Genomic DNA, 16,442 nt, shown 5'->3' with positions numbered 1-16,442 from the left:
GAAGTTAAATTGCCTAATTTTCATAGCGTCTGAGTTCTGAAAAAAATTCTGGACTTTATTTAGTTCTCATTCCTTAGAAAAAACTGTCTGGATGCTTAATTAGATCCGATAAACTTTTGAAGAGCCTCTCGCACTGGAACCTTTGGCTTCTGATAATAAACTTCCCCACAGTCAAGATAACATTCAGCAGCATCGATTAGGTCTTGACAATTATCTGGATCGTCGATATCTTCATTTATTTCTTGATAGTGCTGTTTTTTATCCCTAATATATCTGTTATGAGGCTTTTTCAGTAGCTTTCTGACTCTACCAGGTTGTTTTTCCCTTTCTAAACGGTCATTAAGATCGAAATCCAAACGGAGGATATCGCCCCCTACACTGTCTAGAATTTGGTTACAGATATCTTCAGAATTTTTCGCAGAAGGATTCAGAAAAATGTCCGGTATGTGCTGCACCCAACCGAGTAAACCCCATTCTTTGATTTCTTCATAACTGTAAGGACAAGTTGTATTGCCAGTTCCGATAGAAAGGACCGCAATATCGCTCAATTTTAATCCATTGTTTTTTTCCATCCATAATGCATGAGCGATCGCCACTAACACAGGATTATTTGCCGATACTCCTCCATCAATATGAGGCAGACTTTCCTCCTCGTTATAGGGGAGTATTGACTTAATCATAGAATAACGATATAATACCTTAAAAAGCATACTTTTATAAAGGCTGCACTCACCCATAAATGAAATCCATTAGAACCAAACTTAAATTAAATAATAAGCAAAAAACGCTCTTTGCTCAACACGCTGGCTATTCACGGTGGTGTTATAACTGGGGTTTAAGTTTGTGGAATGCTGCATATATTGATGGCTGTAAACCTAATGCCCGTAAGCTGAGAGAAGTTTTTACCAATCACACAAAACCTTTATATCCTTGGATGAAAAACTTGTCATCTAAAGTTTATCAGTATGCTTTCCGAAACTTGGGTGAGGCATTTAAGAGGTTCTTTCAAGGATTGGGTAAATATCCAAGATTTAAGAAAAAAGGTAAACATGATTCTTTCACAATAGATAATTGTGGAAAACCAATAGAACTAAACGGATGGAGCCATAAATTACCATTTATTGGTATTGTCAAAACTTATGAACCCATTGAGGCAACAACTAAAAAAATAACAATTAGTAGACAAGCTGGTGATTGGTATATTGGCTGTAGCTATGAATTTCACCCCACAACTACACCCAAAAAAACTGATGTAGTCGGTGTAGATTTAGGTGTGAAAACTTTGGCTACATTAAGTGACGGGAAAGTATTTGAAAGTGTCAGATCGTACCAGAAATTTGAAGCCAAGTTATCCCGACTGCAATACTTAAATCGTCATAAAGAGGTAGGTTCTGCTAATTGGAAAAAAGCACAACGGAAGATAGCCAGATTGCATAGAAAAGTAGCAAACATCCGTCAAGACGCACTTCATAAACTGACAACATACTTAGCCAAAAACCACGGCAGTGTAGTCATAGAAGATTTGAATGTCAGGGGTATGTTAGCCAATCATAAACTAGCGAAATCAATAGCCGACCAAGGATTTTATGAATTCAGGCGACAGCTAGAATATAAGTGCGAATGGTACGGTTCTGAGCTAGTAGTAGTTGAGAGATTTTTTCCATCATCAAAAACTTGCTCCTACTGTGGTCATGTTCAAGATATGCCCTTGCATCTGAGAACTTATGATTGCCCAGAATGTGGGTTGTCAATAGATAGAGATTTAAACGCCAGTATTAATTTGAAAGATGCGGTCGGCTTGACCGTCAATGCCTGTGGATGAGTAGCCGCCGACGGCCTCAGTAGAAGCAGGAAGTAAACATTAAAATGTCACTTGTTATGACGTTTTATATCGGTTTTATGAAGCAGCCAGTGGATGTACCAGAAATTAAGTCGAAATATTCGTGTAATTCTTGTCCTTTTTTTTCTTTGACAGTTGTTTCTACCTCTTGCAGAAGTTTAGCTGATAAAACTCCCCGGATACCTCCACCATCTAGACAAAGAATCTTAAAACTCATAATTTTTTTAGGAAAGCGAAACAAAAAAGTTTTTGTTTGCAGTATGGCTTTAGCCCCATCTATAGTTATCATTAAAGCCCTACTACGAACTTTAATGATAACTATTCAACTGGGCATGATATTAGATGTATAATTTCAAAACTAATAAGGCTTCTCACCTGTAAAATTCCCTGCTGGAGCATAGTTACAAACCCAAATCTCATGCTGATTAGACTGGGCAACACCACAGCCAACTTCTTTTGTATTCTTCCAGATGATTTGAGTATAATGGCCAACATCAGACCAATCTTTCTGTGGGTCCTTTACAACATCAGGAAATGTACCGTACTTAAAGTCTTTCTTCTCACTCGCCCAATAATCTACAACTTCTTGAGGTTCTACTGATTTTTTTGTTCCCTGATAAATGTTTTCGCCGTATTTATTGTCAGGGCGATGCTCGAAGCTATTATCCTTGGCTAGCTTATTTGCCCACTCCTGAGCAAATTTAGCTAAATCATCAGACCAAGTTAAATCTGGCGTTCCAACTTCCTGCCTCCATTTATTGTGAGCAGATAGGACTTTTTCAGTGTCTATGTTAGGCATGATTGACTTCGCTCTTTAGTTAGTTGTTTTCATTTCTATCTATAAGACGATTTTCGACATCAATTTCTGAATTTTTTGAGTCGGACTTGAGTTTGCTCCAATTAATTTGAATCAAAGCTTAACTCAAAACAGTAGGCTGAAAATTCAGAAATTCCTTCTGGGAAACGTCTGAATGAAAAAATCAAAAAAAGAGCGATCGCCTCCTTTTATACTAGATATGTTAGAGGCGATCGACTCTAGGTTTATGTCAGCTAGGTTTATGTCAGCATGATTCTCTTTCTTACCCTTACATAATTGATCGGTAGCAATTTTACTACCATTTATCAAGTTTTAGGTCAAAAAGTAGGAATCTGATTAAAAATTCCTCAAATAATCACCAATGAAAGCTTTTGCTATATCTTCTCCTTGCTTCAAAAGGTCTTCCCATGCAGCAGTTGCAGCTCCAGCTCCAGTAGCAGTTGCAGCAGCAGCTCCAGCAGCATTTGCAGATGCTACAATCTTTTTCCCTATGTTAGAAAAGGCAGTTGTTTCAATAAATCGGTGTTGATATGGCTTGTTAGACTTATTGTGATAGACTAAAAACCGCAATGTTTTCTCATTATTTTGCCCATACTGAAAAGCATCGTCAACCTGGATTTTGTATCCACCACTCACTAGAGGATTTTTGGACTCATCTTCTTGGCATTTCTCAAAAAATGAATCAGCAAGACCTAGCTCAATAAATAGGCTACCACTTGCTTGTTTATCCTTAACAGAGTATGGCACAACAATATACTCTTCTTGCCTGCTACCTAAATTTTGTTGCCATTTAATCGTTTGATCTTCTTTAGCTTTGGGATTGAATTTTATCCAATCGCCTTTCTCAACAATAGCCATTTTTTTCGTCCTTAACTTTCAGTATTTCAAAACAGAGATTGGTTAAATTCCTTTCTCGTTTCTATTAATAAGACGATCATGGTTATCAATTTCTGAACTTTTTTGAGTGAGATTTTAAGAGAAAAAATTTGATCAAATAAAATTTATAGGCTGAAAAGATAGATATAGAGATACTTTGAGCAATAAATCGAATAAAAAATTGAGTCAAAAAGTCGATTGAAAATTCAGAAATTACTACTGGGAAGCGTCTATTAGATAGAAGCCAAAAACCAAGAAACAAGGAAAGAAATTAATGACTTCTATTAATCAAGCTGTTTATGTTCCTAATTCTAGCACCTATAAGTTTTTAGGTGATGTAAGTGCTAACTTGCCGGTCGTTGATGCGCCCTCTGATGCAAATTGGCGACGTTGGTCAATGCTCCACGATGGATCTGACTATCGTATGTATTGTTTCAAGGGTAGTACCCATGATACACTCTATCAATTTGGGTGGGATGGTAGCTCTTATAAATATGGTCATAATTCATATCGCGTGTTAACTATATCTGGCATTCCTGATGATGCAGATACCAATAGTTTCTCTATGCTCTATGGGGAGGAATATTACCGAGTCTACTTCCGTCAACTTGGTAATCCCAATAAACTGTATCAATTTTTATGGGATCAAGAGGCTGAAAGTTATGTCCCTGGTCCCGCACTTCCAATATCTGGATTTCCAGATGACACGGACTGGTCTCGGTGGTCGATGCTGAATGATGGTAATGATTACCGCATTTACGCATTCAAACTTGGTAGCAACAACGAGTTCTATCAAGGAGCTTGGAATGGTAGCGAGTATAAGTATGGTTACAAATCTGCTAATTGTCAAGTATTGACTCTAGAGAACATTCCGCCAAGTTGCAATTTAGCGAGTATGGCAATGTTGCATGATGGTAGTGAATATCGGTTTTATATGCAGACTTTGTAACAATCAAATTGGCCTCCGAATCTAGGGACTAAGACTGCTGGAGAAGTTGGACGTTGGTAACACCTAACCTTTCTGATTTGAGGTGTAACACAGTTGTAACTTAATTGCAAACCTATGATTACACTATTCGGTATTCAGAAGCTGTCAGAATGCCTTTGTAATAACTAACTGCACTTTCTTAATTGTTAGCTGATAGGTTGGGTCTTACTTTAGTAACCCAACCTTAATGATATGACAACTGAGCGATCGCAATCAGCTCAATCAATAATATCATGTTTGCTTTATTAGCGATCAAAAATATATTCCACCCTCTCTTCACTTTACCTTCTTTTGTAATTATGTACGATATTCTAACTGGACTTGCTTTAAGTCCAAATGCAACTTATGGCTATGACAATAGTATTACACCACAACTTCAAGCCTTATTTAACAATACTTTCAACTACATAGAAAACAGAACCTATTTAGACTTTCAACAAGTAGATTACAATACAGCAGAAATAAAAATTAGTATAGATTCAAATACTCCTTATCTTGGCTATGCTTACTTCCCTGGAGATCGTCCAATCAACAGCGATATTTTCTTATCTGATGAATTGCTATATGTTGAAAATCAATATTTACAACAGTATGTGATATCTCACGAAGTAGTACACGCTATCGGTTTAAACCATACTGTCAGGCAAGATTCTGTTGTGTCGGAAGTCATTGACTTAAATTCACTAAACTTATTCCCTACAGCCTTTGATTTGTGGGCAATAGAAACCAATTATTTAATATCACAATTTTAGGAGTATCGGATTTGATATTAGACAACTAATCTACCGATAGGTGCGTTGCAACGCACCCTACAGAATAACTTAGCTGTTTCCTTTTCCCTACAATAATATCCGGCGATCGCCACTATATCTCTTGACTTTTCTCCCGCACCAAAACGGCAGCATCAACCGCCGACAAACCAGAAATATCTACTTTATGAATACTAACTCCTCTTTTTTCTAAATCATAAGTATAAGTTTTGTCATAATAGTGGAGAATTAAATCTGAAGCTGCTGCCAAGTTTCCCTCCCTCAGAAAATTAATCGCTTCTTGCGTCCGTAGACCCCCCAGTCGTCTTCTAATGCGTTCGGTCGCAGCAATCAAATCATTAATATCTGCTTCTCCATAAATTTCGACCAAAAATGCTACTCTTTCCTGACGACTACGACTTATTGAGATAACTTTCGCCCTTTCCATTTGCTCAAAAATTTCCTGGGGAATACAACACATTCCAATACGCTTACTCTCCGCTTCAACCCATAAAACTTGACTCCGGTCGAACTTTGCCCATTCCATCACGATCGCATTCCAAAATTGCTCATTAGTAGGTTGAGGCAACTGCCCCAAAGCACCGAAACTACTACCCCGATGGTTAGCTAGAGCTTCTAAATCTAATACTTGTTCTCCTATATTTTCCAGAGCAGTCAATATCTCAGTTTTACCACTGCCAGTCATTCCCCCCAGAATAATCATTTTTTGTGGAATCGAAAATAGAGAAAGTGCCCAACGTCGAAACCCTTTGTAACCGCCAATCAGTAGAGCAACATTAAATCCTGCGGTTTCCAGTAACCAACCAACTGCAGCGCTACGCATTCCACCTCGCCAACAGTGAATTCTAACTTGACGGTCTGGAGCTAATACCTTCGCACGGGCAACAAAATTAGCTAATTTCGGACCGACGATCGCTAACCCTAATTCGACTGCTTCATCTTTACCTTTTTGTTTGTAGCAAGTTCCCACCAAGGCACGTTCATCATTATTAAATAGAGGGAAATTAACAGATCCAGGAATATGACCTTGAGCATATTCGCCGGGACTACGAACATCGAGAATGACTCCTGGTGTTTGGAAAAATGCGTCAGGTTTTAGGGATTTTGCCATTATTTAAAGACGGAAGACAGAAGTAGGAAGGAAGAAAGTCTTGAATATTATATTTTATCATGTTTATGTGTAGGGTATTTGCTGAAGTCCTAGATTTTTTATCCCGATATTTTTTCTTCTGCCTTCTGCCTTCTGCCTTTTGCCTTCTGCCTTTTGTTATAGCGATCGCATTCGGCAATAATAAAGAGCCTAGTTTCATAGAAAAACTAAGCTCTTGGTAGCATAACCTAAATATCATTGAGCTACTCTAAGACAAAATGTAGAAGCAAGTATTTAAAATTAAGAAATATATTTCAGCAATAATATCAAATCCGGTAGCATCGGTATAAAATCTTTTGAAGTAGGAGTCAGGTAGGGGAGCCGTCGGATTGGCGACATACAGGAGTCAGGAGTCAGGAGGGAAAAAATTTATGAAGATTTGGTAATGGTGAAGATAAAGAATGTTTTTATACCGAATTAAACGGATTTGATATAACCCGTAATATCCTCTCCACAAACATCCGCTAGAAAAGTTAAAGCGCGAAATCGTAAGCCAATAAATTGGTCATACAAAGGATTCAGTTTACACATTGCAGGAATATGAAACAGTAGATGTCCGAATAGTTTCACATCTCTCTCAAAAGGACATTGAGCTGGGATCAATTGACACAGCAAATGTGCTATTTTTTGATTATTTATTTCTACACGATCGAGATATTCGCGAATTGGTTGCAGTAGTTTATCTAGGTAGTTATGGTTTGTTTGAGCAGCTTGCTGTGAAATACTTGTAATAGAACTCATAATTAGATCATCCTATATATCAACTCTATCAATATATTTTCAGTCTAACTTTGATCTCACTTTCTTGTATAGCCAATTTGGCCTGATTTTGCAAACTTTCACAATTACTTTAATTTTTATCCTAGTATTGTGAAGATTAGATGAAATCTGTTGATATTTGTTTAAAATAACTAGCTTTTATCGCCAAAATTTGTTATTCCAAAAATCAAATCATTGAAGCTAAAAAAATTACTGTTATTCGCACTTTAGCAGAATATTCAGTAGAATTACGTTAAAAAATAGTTATGGAAATAATAAATATTGATAAATTGTTATCTAATATACTGTTTTTATAATCTCAATTGCTTCTGAATAAATATATTGACCTCGAGACAAATATCGTGAATTAATATCTAATTAATAAATCCTTGGAATTAATTTTTTTACCCGTTGTTGATAATCTGAATATTCTGGATATTTTTCACTTAACCAGGTTTCTTCTTGCCTTGCTTTCAAGTCAAGAAACAAAAAAATCACAATAACAGCTACAAAATGAGACAAACTAAGTTGAAAAATGCTCCAACCGAGAGTCAAGAAAATTAAACCGCTATACAAAGGATGTCTAACAATGCCATAAACTCCTGTTTGCACTAGCTCACCATCTACTCTTGGATATGGCAAAGGTGTCAGATTTTTGCCTAAATCTAATAATCCTTTCACAATAAAAACTAATGCAGTAGCACTAAAAAGTGCTGCTACGATCCAACAAGAGTATATTAATTTTGGCAATTCTAAACTAATTCCTGGTAGGTGATATGTAGGCAAAAAAATAAATCCTACCAGCAATAAACCTTGAATTAATACCAAATATTCACCGCGTTTGCCACTGCGCCACCCATCTCTGGTAAAACCGCAATTTGTAAGTATTTTCATGATTATATTTTTAGAATTTTTTTAACGTCGCCAATAAGGTCGCCCTTTCCAGAAAACTCCTATAGCTAGACTTATTAATGAAGTTCTAGATGCACTAACTAATACAGCAGGGAGAGGAAATAAAGACTTGAATAATAATCCGATAAATAAACATAAAACTAGCGCCCAAAGACTAGAATTATTCAGTAACCACTGCTTTTGCCAGAATTCTAATAAATAAACTGCTAACGCTCCCATTCCTACTGCTGCTCCTACAGGTATTAATACGCCAAAAATTGGAGAAGAAAATAGCATACTCAATGGTTTCAGGATAACAACAAAATAAGTGAAGCTTAAGATTAATAATACTTCTGTTGCTACAACTGCCAAAATAGCAATGAAACTTACTAAAAATAGTTCTTGCCAAGGTAAACTTTTCAAACGTTGCCAAATATTATTCATGTTTTAAGTTGATAGAATTAGGAAAATTGAGTTAATCTACAATTAGATATCTGTGGATAAAGTTTAAAACTGCTTCTAAACCAACTTTTGTTTTGAGATTCGTAAAGACAAAAGGGCGATCGCCTCGCATCTTTTTAGTATCTTTTTCCATAATATTCAGGTCTGCTCCTACATGGGGAGCAAGGTCAATTTTATTAATTACAAGTAGATCGGATTTAGTAATACCTGGACCTCCTTTTCTGGGAATTTTATCACCGGCAGCTACATCAATTACATAGATTGTTAAATCAACTAGCTCGGGACTAAAAGTTGCTGCTAAGTTATCACCGCCACTTTCGACAAATACTAAGTCTAGATCGGTAAATTTATTTTCTAACTGCTCAATAGCAATGAGATTAATAGAAGCATCTTCCCTGATAGCTGTATGAGGACAACCACCTGTTTCTACTCCTATTATACGGGAACTATCTAATGCTTGACTTCGCACTAAAAATTGGGCATCTTCTTGGGTATAAATATCATTGGTGACAACTGCAATATTATATTCTTGTCGCATTGACTTACATAAGGCATCAACTAAAGCTGTTTTACCTGAGCCTACCGGGCCAGCTATTCCAATCCGAAAAACATTCATAAATTACTAATTGTTAATGGGTATAGCAGAAGGAAGAAGGAAGAAGGAAGAAGGAAGAAGGAAGAAGGAAAAAGGAAAAGCCTTTCAAATAATAGTTTAGCAGGCTATTATTAAAATACAGTAGATTCCGTAGTAATTAAGTACCTCACGGGCAGCGGGAAGTGCTGTAAAAGTTTACCGAATTGTTAATAATTAGGGCTTGCTGATTAAATATCAAAGCATTGACTGATATTAGTTTCAGCCTTTTTTTGTCGAAAAAAGTGCAAGTTTTTCGGTCTAAAAAGCTCATGCATGCTAATATTTTGGGATGATTATGGCAGAAAAATCAAGGGATAATTCTTCCTACTGCCTCCTCGCTCATTCCCCATTTCTCCTGTCTCCTGTCTCCTGTCTCCTGTCTCCTGTCTCCTCCCCCTACCAACAGACTTTATTCAGCAAACCCTAATTAAATAATTCAGCTTTAAATCCTCCCCTTTCAAGGGGAAAAAAAGAAATTTTTTCCTTAAGGGTCAATCCTCTTCTTTTCAAGGAGATGTAATTGTTAATTAGGGCTTGCTGATTAAATATCAAAGCATTTACAGATAAAGGTTTTAGCCTTTAAAGGATCGAAAAAAGTGCGCTTGTTTCAGTCTAAAATGCTCAAAAAGTTGGCATTTTGGGTAGACAAGCACAGAAAAATCAAGGGGCAAAATATCTGACTACCTCCTCTATAATTCGCATTTATCCTGACTCCTGACCCTGACTCCTGACTCCTCCCCTCAGGGCAAACGCATCTCGTCAATAAACTAGGGGTAATTCTCAATAAACCGGGTTTTATTGCGCTTGTTGACAATAGACTTTCAACATATAGTGTCTATAAAATCAAATAAACACTACATATAGGGAACGGCAAAATAAGATGCGTTTGCCCTGCTCCTCCCCTCACTCATAAGACTTTTTCAGCAAGCCCTAATTATTAATTATTAATTATTAATTGTTGAACTACCACCTCAAACCTAACTTCTAAATAATCTAGTATATTGAACTTCGTGAGCCATACTTGCTAGAGATAATCCCCAACTACAACTGTTTAACTCATCATCTTTTAATTTGAGGATTTCTTTGGCACTCAAAACTATTTGATTTTGCAATTCCCATAATAACTTTTGTCCTACTGTTTGACCTAGAGGAATTAATTTGACACCAGCATTAACTAGATTAGTTGCCCAACTATGTAGATAACCTAAAATTGCAGTTTCAATCTCAATTTGCCAGCTAGCAGAAATTAGACCATAAGCGATCGCAAAGTTACAAAAATCTGTTTCTGTTTCGAGTTTTTTTTGGACAAAACTCATTAATTCTGTTGATAAATCTGGCTGAATATTCGTAAATAAACGAATCAAAGTTCGACCCATTTGTAAACTTTGCAGACGCAATTCTTCTGTCTCTTTAACTGCCGTTGCCCAATTATTCCAATTATTTAAAAGCTGTAAATTTCCTGAATTAGTTTCCAAATAAGCTCTAACTATTAATGCTGCTTCTAATCGAATACTTCCAAATTTGAGACAATCTATCAACCAATTTTTGAGACTATCATAATCGGAAATTTTTCCTGTAGTTACTAATACTTCAATACCTTCTGAATAACTATAAGCTCCTACTGGTAACGCCGGACTTGCTAACTGTAAAAGACATAAAAGTTGGTTTTCTCCCTGGTTTTGATAGTGCATGATTTCCGGTTTATAAAACAGACATATATATGGTTTGCTATCTCTTGCTTAATGACCATGACCATAAGCTCCTATTTCTGGTTGAAATGGAGAGATTTCTTCTATAATTTCCATACCTAATTGTTCCAGCATAGCTTTTAACACTGGGTCTGGAGATAACTTTAAATTGGTAGGAGTAATTTCTATTGGTATATGTCTATTACCTAAATGATAAGCTGCCCTGAGTAAATCTAAGGAAGTTTTCCCTGTTATTCTCAGGATGGGTTCTGGTTTAGCAATTATTCTGACTATAAACTCACCCGTCTCATTGGCCAGTAAGTCGCGATCGCGCAGCACTGTTCCTCTAGACAAACGCAGATGTAAAATTTCCCCATTCTCTGTATCAAAACGATAGCGACTCCTGGTCCGTTGTACTGCAGTCAGAGGTAAAGTCAAACAAACTACTGCATTTTGGTCAGCAGCTAAACGTTGGGTTAAAATTACCATTGTCAGTCATGGGTTTATTGACTACTTGTTCGCTCTTGTTGAAGACGGAGCAACTCAGTTTGAATTCTTTCTCGTAAGGTTTGATTAATCTTTTGAGCCATTGTAATCTGATTAAACAGAGTAACGGTCATATCATTACTATCAATAATTTTTTTAGCTTGATTGCAGTAATTCACGGCAATTACTTGAATATTTCGTGGTAGATCGTTAACAGTGTTTTTCTGATTGCAAATAATTGGAGGAATAGATCCTCCTGGACTTTGTTTTTGAAATTCATTTTGAATTTCTTGATAAACTCCTATTCTTAAGTTTTCAATTTGTAAAACTGTAGTACTATATTTAGTTATTTCTTCATCTGTAAAGTTTGCTTCTTGTTCTTCTTCTGTATCTGTAAAAGATTCCTGAGCGTAGACAGCTCTATCAAATACAGGAATTAATGAGTTAGATAACCTAGTAGGTATTACACCCATCATTAAGCCTAATATAGATAGAGTTACTGCTGATAAAGACTGGGACATTAGTCTATGGGGATATAGTGGAACAGTACGAAATAAAGCTTTAATCTTCATAATCTGTGATAACGAATAAAATTTAAACTATCTAAATACTTACGAATTATTTTAGTCCGAGAAAGTTCCTAATTACTTAAGAGTTTCTAATGAAAGTGGAAAAATTAAAGTTATTTTTGAAGAAGGAGACAGGAGACAGGAGACAGGAGACAGGAGGAAAATTACATGGGGATTCTAACCCCAAGTAATTTTGAACACCGTGTAGACGGTGGGGTATTAAACCCACAAAGAAAATGATAATACAGCACATCATCTGTGTTTGATCCAAGAATTTGTAATTTTTAGGAACTAGATATTTTATTCAATAGGTATATTTTAAATATAAAGCTCTGGGATATGTAATAGCTGTAGGCCAATTGGGAATTCTACTTATAGAACCCATTTGAGATATCTTTAAAAAGAGGGATTGCACATTAATGATAATAGATTTTAAACTGTACATATATTGAGGAAAGAATTATCCAAAAATATCTACTTTCGGATTTTATCATTCCTGATTGTGCAACGCCCATTTTCTTTGTTCTTGCACAGCTGTGGAGACTTCTGTCAGAGCAGTTTGATTTGGGTGATTTTTGTGTAAAAATCTAGGGTTTTTGCCCATTACTTCTGCTTTTGAATAACCAGTTATTGTTTCAAAGCCTTGATTCACATAAACTATAGGATTATCTGTTTGAGTAGAGTCAGTAATCATTATCCCATTTTGACAAGCATCAATTGCTCTGTGTAATAATTGTAATTGCTCCTCATTTTGTTGATGTTCTGAAAGCTCTTGTTTGAGTTTAGTGTTTTCTTCTTTCAATTTTTGTTTTTGTTTAGTCATCATCATTTGATTTTCTACACGAGCCAATAATTCTTCTATTTGTAGTGGTTTAGTAATATAATCTACTCCTCCCACAGAAAATTCTTTTACTTTATCTACAGAACCGTTGATAGAGCTAACAAAAATGATAGAAATATCTTTCGTTTTAGGGTTTGCTTTTAACTGTTGACAAACTTGATAACCATCTACTTGTGGCATCATAATATCTAATAAAATTAAATCTGGCACTTGTGATTGGATAGTTATTAATGCCATTTCTCCATTGGTGGCTTCCCTTACTTAATACCCTTTTTCAGAGAGTATTTTAGCTAAAATTCGGAGATTATTAGGTTGGTCGTCCACTACTAAGATATCACCCAAAAATTCTTTAAATTGATTGTTATCCATAATTTTAAGTATATACACTGAAATTAGTAATTTACTCTAACTAAATCCATTGAAATATTTCAGTAAAATTATCTAAAATAAAGATAATTTTTTCACAATTATTATTATTTAGTAGGTAATTATTATCTACTAAGTCATAGTTAGTAACTATTTTACCTTAATAATTTTCTAGATCCAATACTTAATTAATTGAGTCTCGATTTGGGCAAATTAAAAACTATAGCAATCCTATTTTATTCCTGTCAAAAATCTTACTGCTTTTTAGGGAACACTTAACTGGGAACAGGGAACAGGTAAGAGTTTCAGTTTTTTTATTTACTTTTTGATTACCCGCAATCTATTTAGGATTGCTATAGAGAATATTTTAACTCTTAAATAAAATTGACAAAATCATAGTATTGTTATATAATTTAAATAAATTTTAAATATAAATATAAATTAACCTAATTATTAATACTTAGTTTCTAATGAGTAATAATGAGTAATATTGTACTAGATGTTCGCGACCTTAAAGTTCAATTTACAACAGAAGAAAAACTACTAAAAGCTGTTGATGGTATATCTTTTGCAGTCAAACGAGGGCAAACTCTAGGAATTGTAGGGGAATCAGGTTCCGGAAAATCTGTTACATCTCTGGCAATTATGGGTTTATTACTAACTAAATCTTGTCAAATTAACGGTGAAATTTGGTTCAATAATTCTGCTGAAAATGAACAAAATTCTCAACCAATAAATTTATTACAGTTACCAGCAGAGCAAAAACAAGAATACAGGGGTGGCGAAATAGCCATGATTTTCCAAGAACCTATGAGTTCTCTTAACCCTGTTTATACCATTGGATTTCAGTTAACAGAAGCTATTAGATTTCATCAAAATGTTTCACCAGCAGAAGCACGACGTCAAGTAGCATCTCTACTTCAAGAAGTAAAACTTCTGCCTAATGATGAAGTGTTGCGACAAAAATCTATAGAAGAAATAGCAGAAGAAGGAAGAAGCGGTGCGACCCCGCGACGACGCCAGTCGCAAGGGAATGCGCACCAAGAGAGGAATAAGGAAGAAGGAAGAAGGAAGGAGGAAGAAGGAATAAGGAAGGAGGAAGAAGGAATAAGTAGTGGTACAAGCGAACGCGAAATTATGCTACAAGTCAACAAAAAAAAGCTGGCCATGCTAGACCGTTATCCTCACGAACTTTCTGGCGGTCAGTTGCAAAGAGTGATGATAGCAATGGCGATTTCTTGTAACCCCACTTTATTAATTGCAGATGAACCTACAACAGCTTTAGATGTTACAGTCCAGGCGAGAATTTTAGAATTACTCCGGGAGTTGGGACAACGCAGAGGAATGTCAGTTATATTTATCTCTCACGACTTAGGAGTAATGGCTGAAGTTGCGGACACTATAGCAGTAATGTATCAAGGTAAAATAGTTGAGTCTGGCGAGATCGGACAAATATTTACTCAACCACAGCATCCCTACACAAAAGGTTTATTAGCTTGTCGTCCTCCCCTCCATGGAAAAATTTTGCGCTTGCCTACTGTTTCTGATTTTATGGAAGAAGTAACAAACTCAAATGGCGAAATTGAAATTAGAGAAAAAAAGATAACAGTAACAGCAGAAAAACAAAATGTAGATTTGGCAAAACAAACAACTCCCCAAACAACAGAAAATTCAATTTTACAAGTTAATAATTTGCGAGTAGGATTCCCAGTTAAAGGAATGTTTGGTCAAACTAAACGTTTATATATGGCAGTTAATGATGTTTCTTTTAGTGTTGCTCCCGGTGAAACTTTGGGTTTAGTGGGAGAATCTGGTTGTGGTAAAAGTACCTTAGCTAGAGCAATACTACAATTGATTCCGATTACAAGCGGACAGGTGTTTTTTGAGGGTCAAGAAATAACAAACTCCCATACAGGTAGGTCAGGAATTAAGCAATTGATGCGGAGGTTACGACGGGATATGCAAATTATTTTTCAAGACCCCTTTAGTTCTCTGGATCCTCGTTTAACTGTTGGCGCTGCAGTAATGGAACCAATGTTAATTCATCGAGTAGGTAATAATTCCCAAATTAGGCGCGATCGCGCAGTATATTTATTAGAAAGGGTAGGATTAACTGCTGATTCATTAAATCGTTATCCCTATGCTTTTTCTGGTGGTCAACGTCAACGAATTTGTATTGCTCGTGCTTTAGCTTTGAATCCTAAATTGATTATTTGTGATGAGTCTGTTTCAGCTTTAGATGTATCGGTGCAAGCGCAAGTTTTGAATTTGTTTAAAGAATTGCAGAATGAGTTTGGTTTAACTTACATATTTATTTCCCATGACTTGAGTGTAGTTAAATTTATGAGCGATCGGATCATGGTAATGAATCAAGGTAAAGTTGAAGAAATTGGCCTTGCCGAACAAGTTTATAATCAACCGCAACGAGAATATACGCGACAACTTATTGCCTCTATTCCTACTGGAAATTTAGAGAAGTTCAAGGTTTCGTAACTTGAGGAGTCAGGAGTCAGGAGTCAGGAGTCAGCATGGAAGAAAGAAGGAAGAAGGAAGGAGGAGAAAGTTTTTTGGTCGCGGAGTGGTGTTCTTAATTTAGAGGAGTCAGGAGTCAGGAGTCAGGAGGGAAGAAAGAAGTTGGGCAATACTTCAGTTGTCAACCGATCGGTACAAGCAAAATCACTTTGTATGCTAATTTTAGCTTGCGTTAATGTTAATTATTCTTATGTTTGCTTCTCCCTGTACGGACGTTGCATGCAACGTTCCTACCTACTCCCCTGCTCAACAAAATGTATAGCAATGTGCGCTTGCATATTTACAAATTACCGAAAAATTGTGGTTTAAAGCCTCCCCTTTTAAGGGGATAATAAAGAAAAATTTTCATTATTAGTCAATCCTCTTGTTTTCAAGGAGAGGTAATTATTAATTATTAATTATTAATTGTTGAAAAGAACTGTCCAATAGCTAAAAGTTTTATCATTTTCTTTGTGGGTTTAATACCCCACCGTCAACGGGGGTGTTCAAAATTACTTGGGGGAGCGAATCCCCATGTAATTTTCCTCCTGTCTCCTGTCTCCTGTCTCCTGTCTCCTTCTTCAAACTATCAGTTTTTTATTCCCCCTGTTGCCTGTTGCCTGTTGCCTGTTGCCTGTTGCCTGCGCACAGCGCTATTATAAAAAATAACTAACACATAACAGATTAAATAATTATGATTGAATGGTTAATTGCTTGGGGGAGTAGTGAAGCGGTTAAATTTATTGCTCAGGAAGTTATTGGAGAATTAGGTAAGGGTGCCGCTGAAGACTATG

18 protein-coding genes and 1 pseudogene are annotated in these 16,442 nt (G+C 36.1%); 4 read left to right on the top strand and 15 right to left on the bottom strand.

Translation table 11 applies throughout. The annotated features are described in order from the left end of the window. Window positions 1–95 precede the first annotated feature (95 nt). Complete coding sequence (locus tag F6K06_RS23265; RefSeq protein ID WP_287243083.1) at window positions 96–680, bottom strand: hypothetical protein; 585 nt, start codon at window positions 678–680, stop codon at window positions 96–98. A gap of 59 nt (window positions 681–739) precedes the next feature. On the opposite strand from F6K06_RS23265, the gene F6K06_RS23260 reads away from it, so the two are divergent. Then, on the top strand, window positions 740–1,822 hold the full coding sequence (locus tag F6K06_RS23260; protein WP_287243081.1) for an RNA-guided endonuclease TnpB family protein: 1,083 nt from the start codon (window positions 740–742) through the stop codon (window positions 1,820–1,822). A gap of 64 nt (window positions 1,823–1,886) precedes the next feature. Here the strand turns inward: F6K06_RS23260 and F6K06_RS23255 are convergent, their stop codons facing one another. The 3 genes from F6K06_RS23255 to F6K06_RS23245 all read right to left on the bottom strand — a co-directional run bounded on the left by F6K06_RS23255 (window position 1,887) and on the right by F6K06_RS23245 (window position 3,515). After that, window positions 1,887–2,129 carry a patatin-like phospholipase family protein gene (locus F6K06_RS23255; RefSeq protein WP_287243079.1) on the bottom strand — a complete coding sequence of 81 codons (243 nt, stop codon included), beginning with the start codon at window positions 2,127–2,129 and terminating at the stop codon, window positions 1,887–1,889. Between the two features lie 69 nt (window positions 2,130–2,198). Continuing rightward, complete coding sequence (locus F6K06_RS23250; protein ID WP_287243077.1) at window positions 2,199–2,639, bottom strand: CAP family protein; 441 nt, start codon at window positions 2,637–2,639, stop codon at window positions 2,199–2,201. A 354-nt stretch (window positions 2,640–2,993) separates the two neighbouring features. Continuing rightward, the gene (locus F6K06_RS23245; protein ID WP_287243076.1) at window positions 2,994–3,515 is read right to left on the bottom strand and encodes a hypothetical protein; all 522 of its coding nucleotides are present in this window, start codon (window positions 3,513–3,515) and stop codon (window positions 2,994–2,996) included. Window positions 3,516–3,807: 292 nt separating this feature from the next. On the opposite strand from F6K06_RS23245, the gene F6K06_RS23240 reads away from it, so the two are divergent. Together F6K06_RS23240 and F6K06_RS23235 are read left to right on the top strand one after the other, a co-directional pair. Then, complete coding sequence (locus F6K06_RS23240) at window positions 3,808–4,482, top strand: hypothetical protein (RefSeq protein WP_287243075.1); 675 nt, start codon at window positions 3,808–3,810, stop codon at window positions 4,480–4,482. Window positions 4,483–4,754: 272 nt separating this feature from the next. Continuing rightward, a complete protein-coding gene (locus F6K06_RS23235; RefSeq protein ID WP_124145435.1) occupies window positions 4,755–5,273 on the top strand; it encodes a matrixin family metalloprotease in 519 nt (172 codons plus the stop codon). Between the two features lie 112 nt (window positions 5,274–5,385). On the opposite strand, the gene mnmH is transcribed toward F6K06_RS23235, so the two are convergent. From mnmH to F6K06_RS23185, 10 genes and pseudogenes are all read right to left on the bottom strand, one after another. Next, on the bottom strand, window positions 5,386–6,402 hold the full coding sequence (gene mnmH, locus F6K06_RS23230) for a tRNA 2-selenouridine(34) synthase MnmH (protein ID WP_124145436.1): 1,017 nt from the start codon (window positions 6,400–6,402) through the stop codon (window positions 5,386–5,388). A 456-nt stretch (window positions 6,403–6,858) separates the two neighbouring features. After that, window positions 6,859–7,182 carry a Mo-dependent nitrogenase C-terminal domain-containing protein gene (locus tag F6K06_RS23225; protein ID WP_124145437.1) on the bottom strand — a complete coding sequence of 108 codons (324 nt, stop codon included), beginning with the start codon at window positions 7,180–7,182 and terminating at the stop codon, window positions 6,859–6,861. Between the two features lie 396 nt (window positions 7,183–7,578). Next, window positions 7,579–8,094 carry an isoprenylcysteine carboxylmethyltransferase family protein gene (locus tag F6K06_RS23220; protein ID WP_124145438.1) on the bottom strand — a complete coding sequence of 172 codons (516 nt, stop codon included), beginning with the start codon at window positions 8,092–8,094 and terminating at the stop codon, window positions 7,579–7,581. A gap of 21 nt (window positions 8,095–8,115) precedes the next feature. Next, window positions 8,116–8,535 carry a peptide chain release factor 1 gene (locus F6K06_RS23215; protein WP_124145439.1) on the bottom strand — a complete coding sequence of 140 codons (420 nt, stop codon included), beginning with the start codon at window positions 8,533–8,535 and terminating at the stop codon, window positions 8,116–8,118. Window positions 8,536–8,566: 31 nt separating this feature from the next. After that, the gene (ureG, locus tag F6K06_RS23210; RefSeq protein ID WP_124145440.1) at window positions 8,567–9,169 is read right to left on the bottom strand and encodes an urease accessory protein UreG; all 603 of its coding nucleotides are present in this window, start codon (window positions 9,167–9,169) and stop codon (window positions 8,567–8,569) included. A 995-nt stretch (window positions 9,170–10,164) separates the two neighbouring features. Further along, entirely contained in the window at window positions 10,165–10,878 is a 714-nt protein-coding gene (locus F6K06_RS23205) for an urease accessory protein UreF (protein WP_124145441.1), read from the bottom strand. A gap of 48 nt (window positions 10,879–10,926) precedes the next feature. Continuing rightward, window positions 10,927–11,364 (bottom strand): urease accessory protein UreE, encoded by a 438-nt coding sequence (ureE, locus tag F6K06_RS23200; RefSeq protein ID WP_124145442.1) that lies wholly within the window; start codon window positions 11,362–11,364, stop codon window positions 10,927–10,929. Between the two features lie 14 nt (window positions 11,365–11,378). Then, a complete protein-coding gene (locus F6K06_RS23195; RefSeq protein ID WP_124145443.1) occupies window positions 11,379–11,933 on the bottom strand; it encodes a DUF4168 domain-containing protein in 555 nt (184 codons plus the stop codon). A gap of 487 nt (window positions 11,934–12,420) precedes the next feature. Continuing rightward, window positions 12,421–12,753 (bottom strand): PAS domain-containing protein, encoded by a 333-nt coding sequence (locus F6K06_RS23190; RefSeq protein WP_275670388.1) that lies wholly within the window; start codon window positions 12,751–12,753, stop codon window positions 12,421–12,423. Window positions 12,754–12,777: 24 nt separating this feature from the next. Then, a pseudogene (locus tag F6K06_RS23185) lies at window positions 12,778–13,020 on the bottom strand (response regulator); the annotation flags it as partial. Between the two features lie 597 nt (window positions 13,021–13,617). Here F6K06_RS23185 and F6K06_RS23180 point away from each other — a divergent pair. After that, window positions 13,618–15,630 (top strand): ABC transporter ATP-binding protein, encoded by a 2,013-nt coding sequence (locus tag F6K06_RS23180; RefSeq protein ID WP_287243071.1) that lies wholly within the window; start codon window positions 13,618–13,620, stop codon window positions 15,628–15,630. Between the two features lie 480 nt (window positions 15,631–16,110). Here the strand turns inward: F6K06_RS23180 and F6K06_RS23175 are convergent, their stop codons facing one another. Next, window positions 16,111–16,233: a hypothetical protein gene (locus F6K06_RS23175; RefSeq protein WP_275670435.1), complete on the bottom strand. Its 123-nt coding sequence runs from the start codon at window positions 16,231–16,233 to the stop codon at window positions 16,111–16,113. Window positions 16,234–16,442: the final 209 nt, after the last annotated feature.

Origin of the sequence: Okeania sp. SIO1H4, from assembly GCF_010672695.1 — a bacterium.
Taxonomy (GTDB): domain Bacteria; phylum Cyanobacteriota; class Cyanobacteriia; order Cyanobacteriales; family Microcoleaceae; genus Okeania; species Okeania hirsuta.
This window is presented reverse-complemented; position numbering and strand designations above follow the sequence as displayed.

Excerpts from the sequence above, each read along its gene's own strand:
- F6K06_RS23180 (WP_287243071.1), top strand. The coding sequence starts at position 13,618 with ATGAGTAATATTGTACTAGATGTTCGCGACCTTAAAGTTCAATTTACA.
- F6K06_RS23255 (WP_287243079.1), bottom strand. The coding sequence starts at position 2,129 with ATGATAACTATAGATGGGGCTAAAGCCATACTGCAAACAAAAACTTTT.
- F6K06_RS23225 (WP_124145437.1), bottom strand. The coding sequence starts at position 7,182 with ATGAGTTCTATTACAAGTATTTCACAGCAAGCTGCTCAAACAAACCAT.
- F6K06_RS23235 (WP_124145435.1), top strand. The coding sequence starts at position 4,755 with ATGTTTGCTTTATTAGCGATCAAAAATATATTCCACCCTCTCTTCACT.
- ureE (WP_124145442.1), bottom strand. The coding sequence starts at position 11,364 with ATGGTAATTTTAACCCAACGTTTAGCTGCTGACCAAAATGCAGTAGTT.
- F6K06_RS23220 (WP_124145438.1), bottom strand. The coding sequence starts at position 8,094 with ATGAAAATACTTACAAATTGCGGTTTTACCAGAGATGGGTGGCGCAGT.
- F6K06_RS23205 (WP_124145441.1), bottom strand. The coding sequence starts at position 10,878 with ATGCACTATCAAAACCAGGGAGAAAACCAACTTTTATGTCTTTTACAG.
- ureG (WP_124145440.1), bottom strand. The coding sequence starts at position 9,169 with ATGAATGTTTTTCGGATTGGAATAGCTGGCCCGGTAGGCTCAGGTAAA.
- F6K06_RS23195 (WP_124145443.1), bottom strand. The coding sequence starts at position 11,933 with ATGAAGATTAAAGCTTTATTTCGTACTGTTCCACTATATCCCCATAGA.
- F6K06_RS23250 (WP_287243077.1), bottom strand. The coding sequence starts at position 2,639 with ATGCCTAACATAGACACTGAAAAAGTCCTATCTGCTCACAATAAATGG.
- F6K06_RS23190 (WP_275670388.1), bottom strand. The coding sequence starts at position 12,753 with ATGACTAAACAAAAACAAAAATTGAAAGAAGAAAACACTAAACTCAAA.
- mnmH (WP_124145436.1), bottom strand. The coding sequence starts at position 6,402 with ATGGCAAAATCCCTAAAACCTGACGCATTTTTCCAAACACCAGGAGTC.
- F6K06_RS23215 (WP_124145439.1), bottom strand. The coding sequence starts at position 8,535 with ATGAATAATATTTGGCAACGTTTGAAAAGTTTACCTTGGCAAGAACTA.
- F6K06_RS23245 (WP_287243076.1), bottom strand. The coding sequence starts at position 3,515 with ATGGCTATTGTTGAGAAAGGCGATTGGATAAAATTCAATCCCAAAGCT.
- F6K06_RS23240 (WP_287243075.1), top strand. The coding sequence starts at position 3,808 with ATGACTTCTATTAATCAAGCTGTTTATGTTCCTAATTCTAGCACCTAT.
- F6K06_RS23265 (WP_287243083.1), bottom strand. The coding sequence starts at position 680 with ATGATTAAGTCAATACTCCCCTATAACGAGGAGGAAAGTCTGCCTCAT.
- F6K06_RS23260 (WP_287243081.1), top strand. The coding sequence starts at position 740 with ATGAAATCCATTAGAACCAAACTTAAATTAAATAATAAGCAAAAAACG.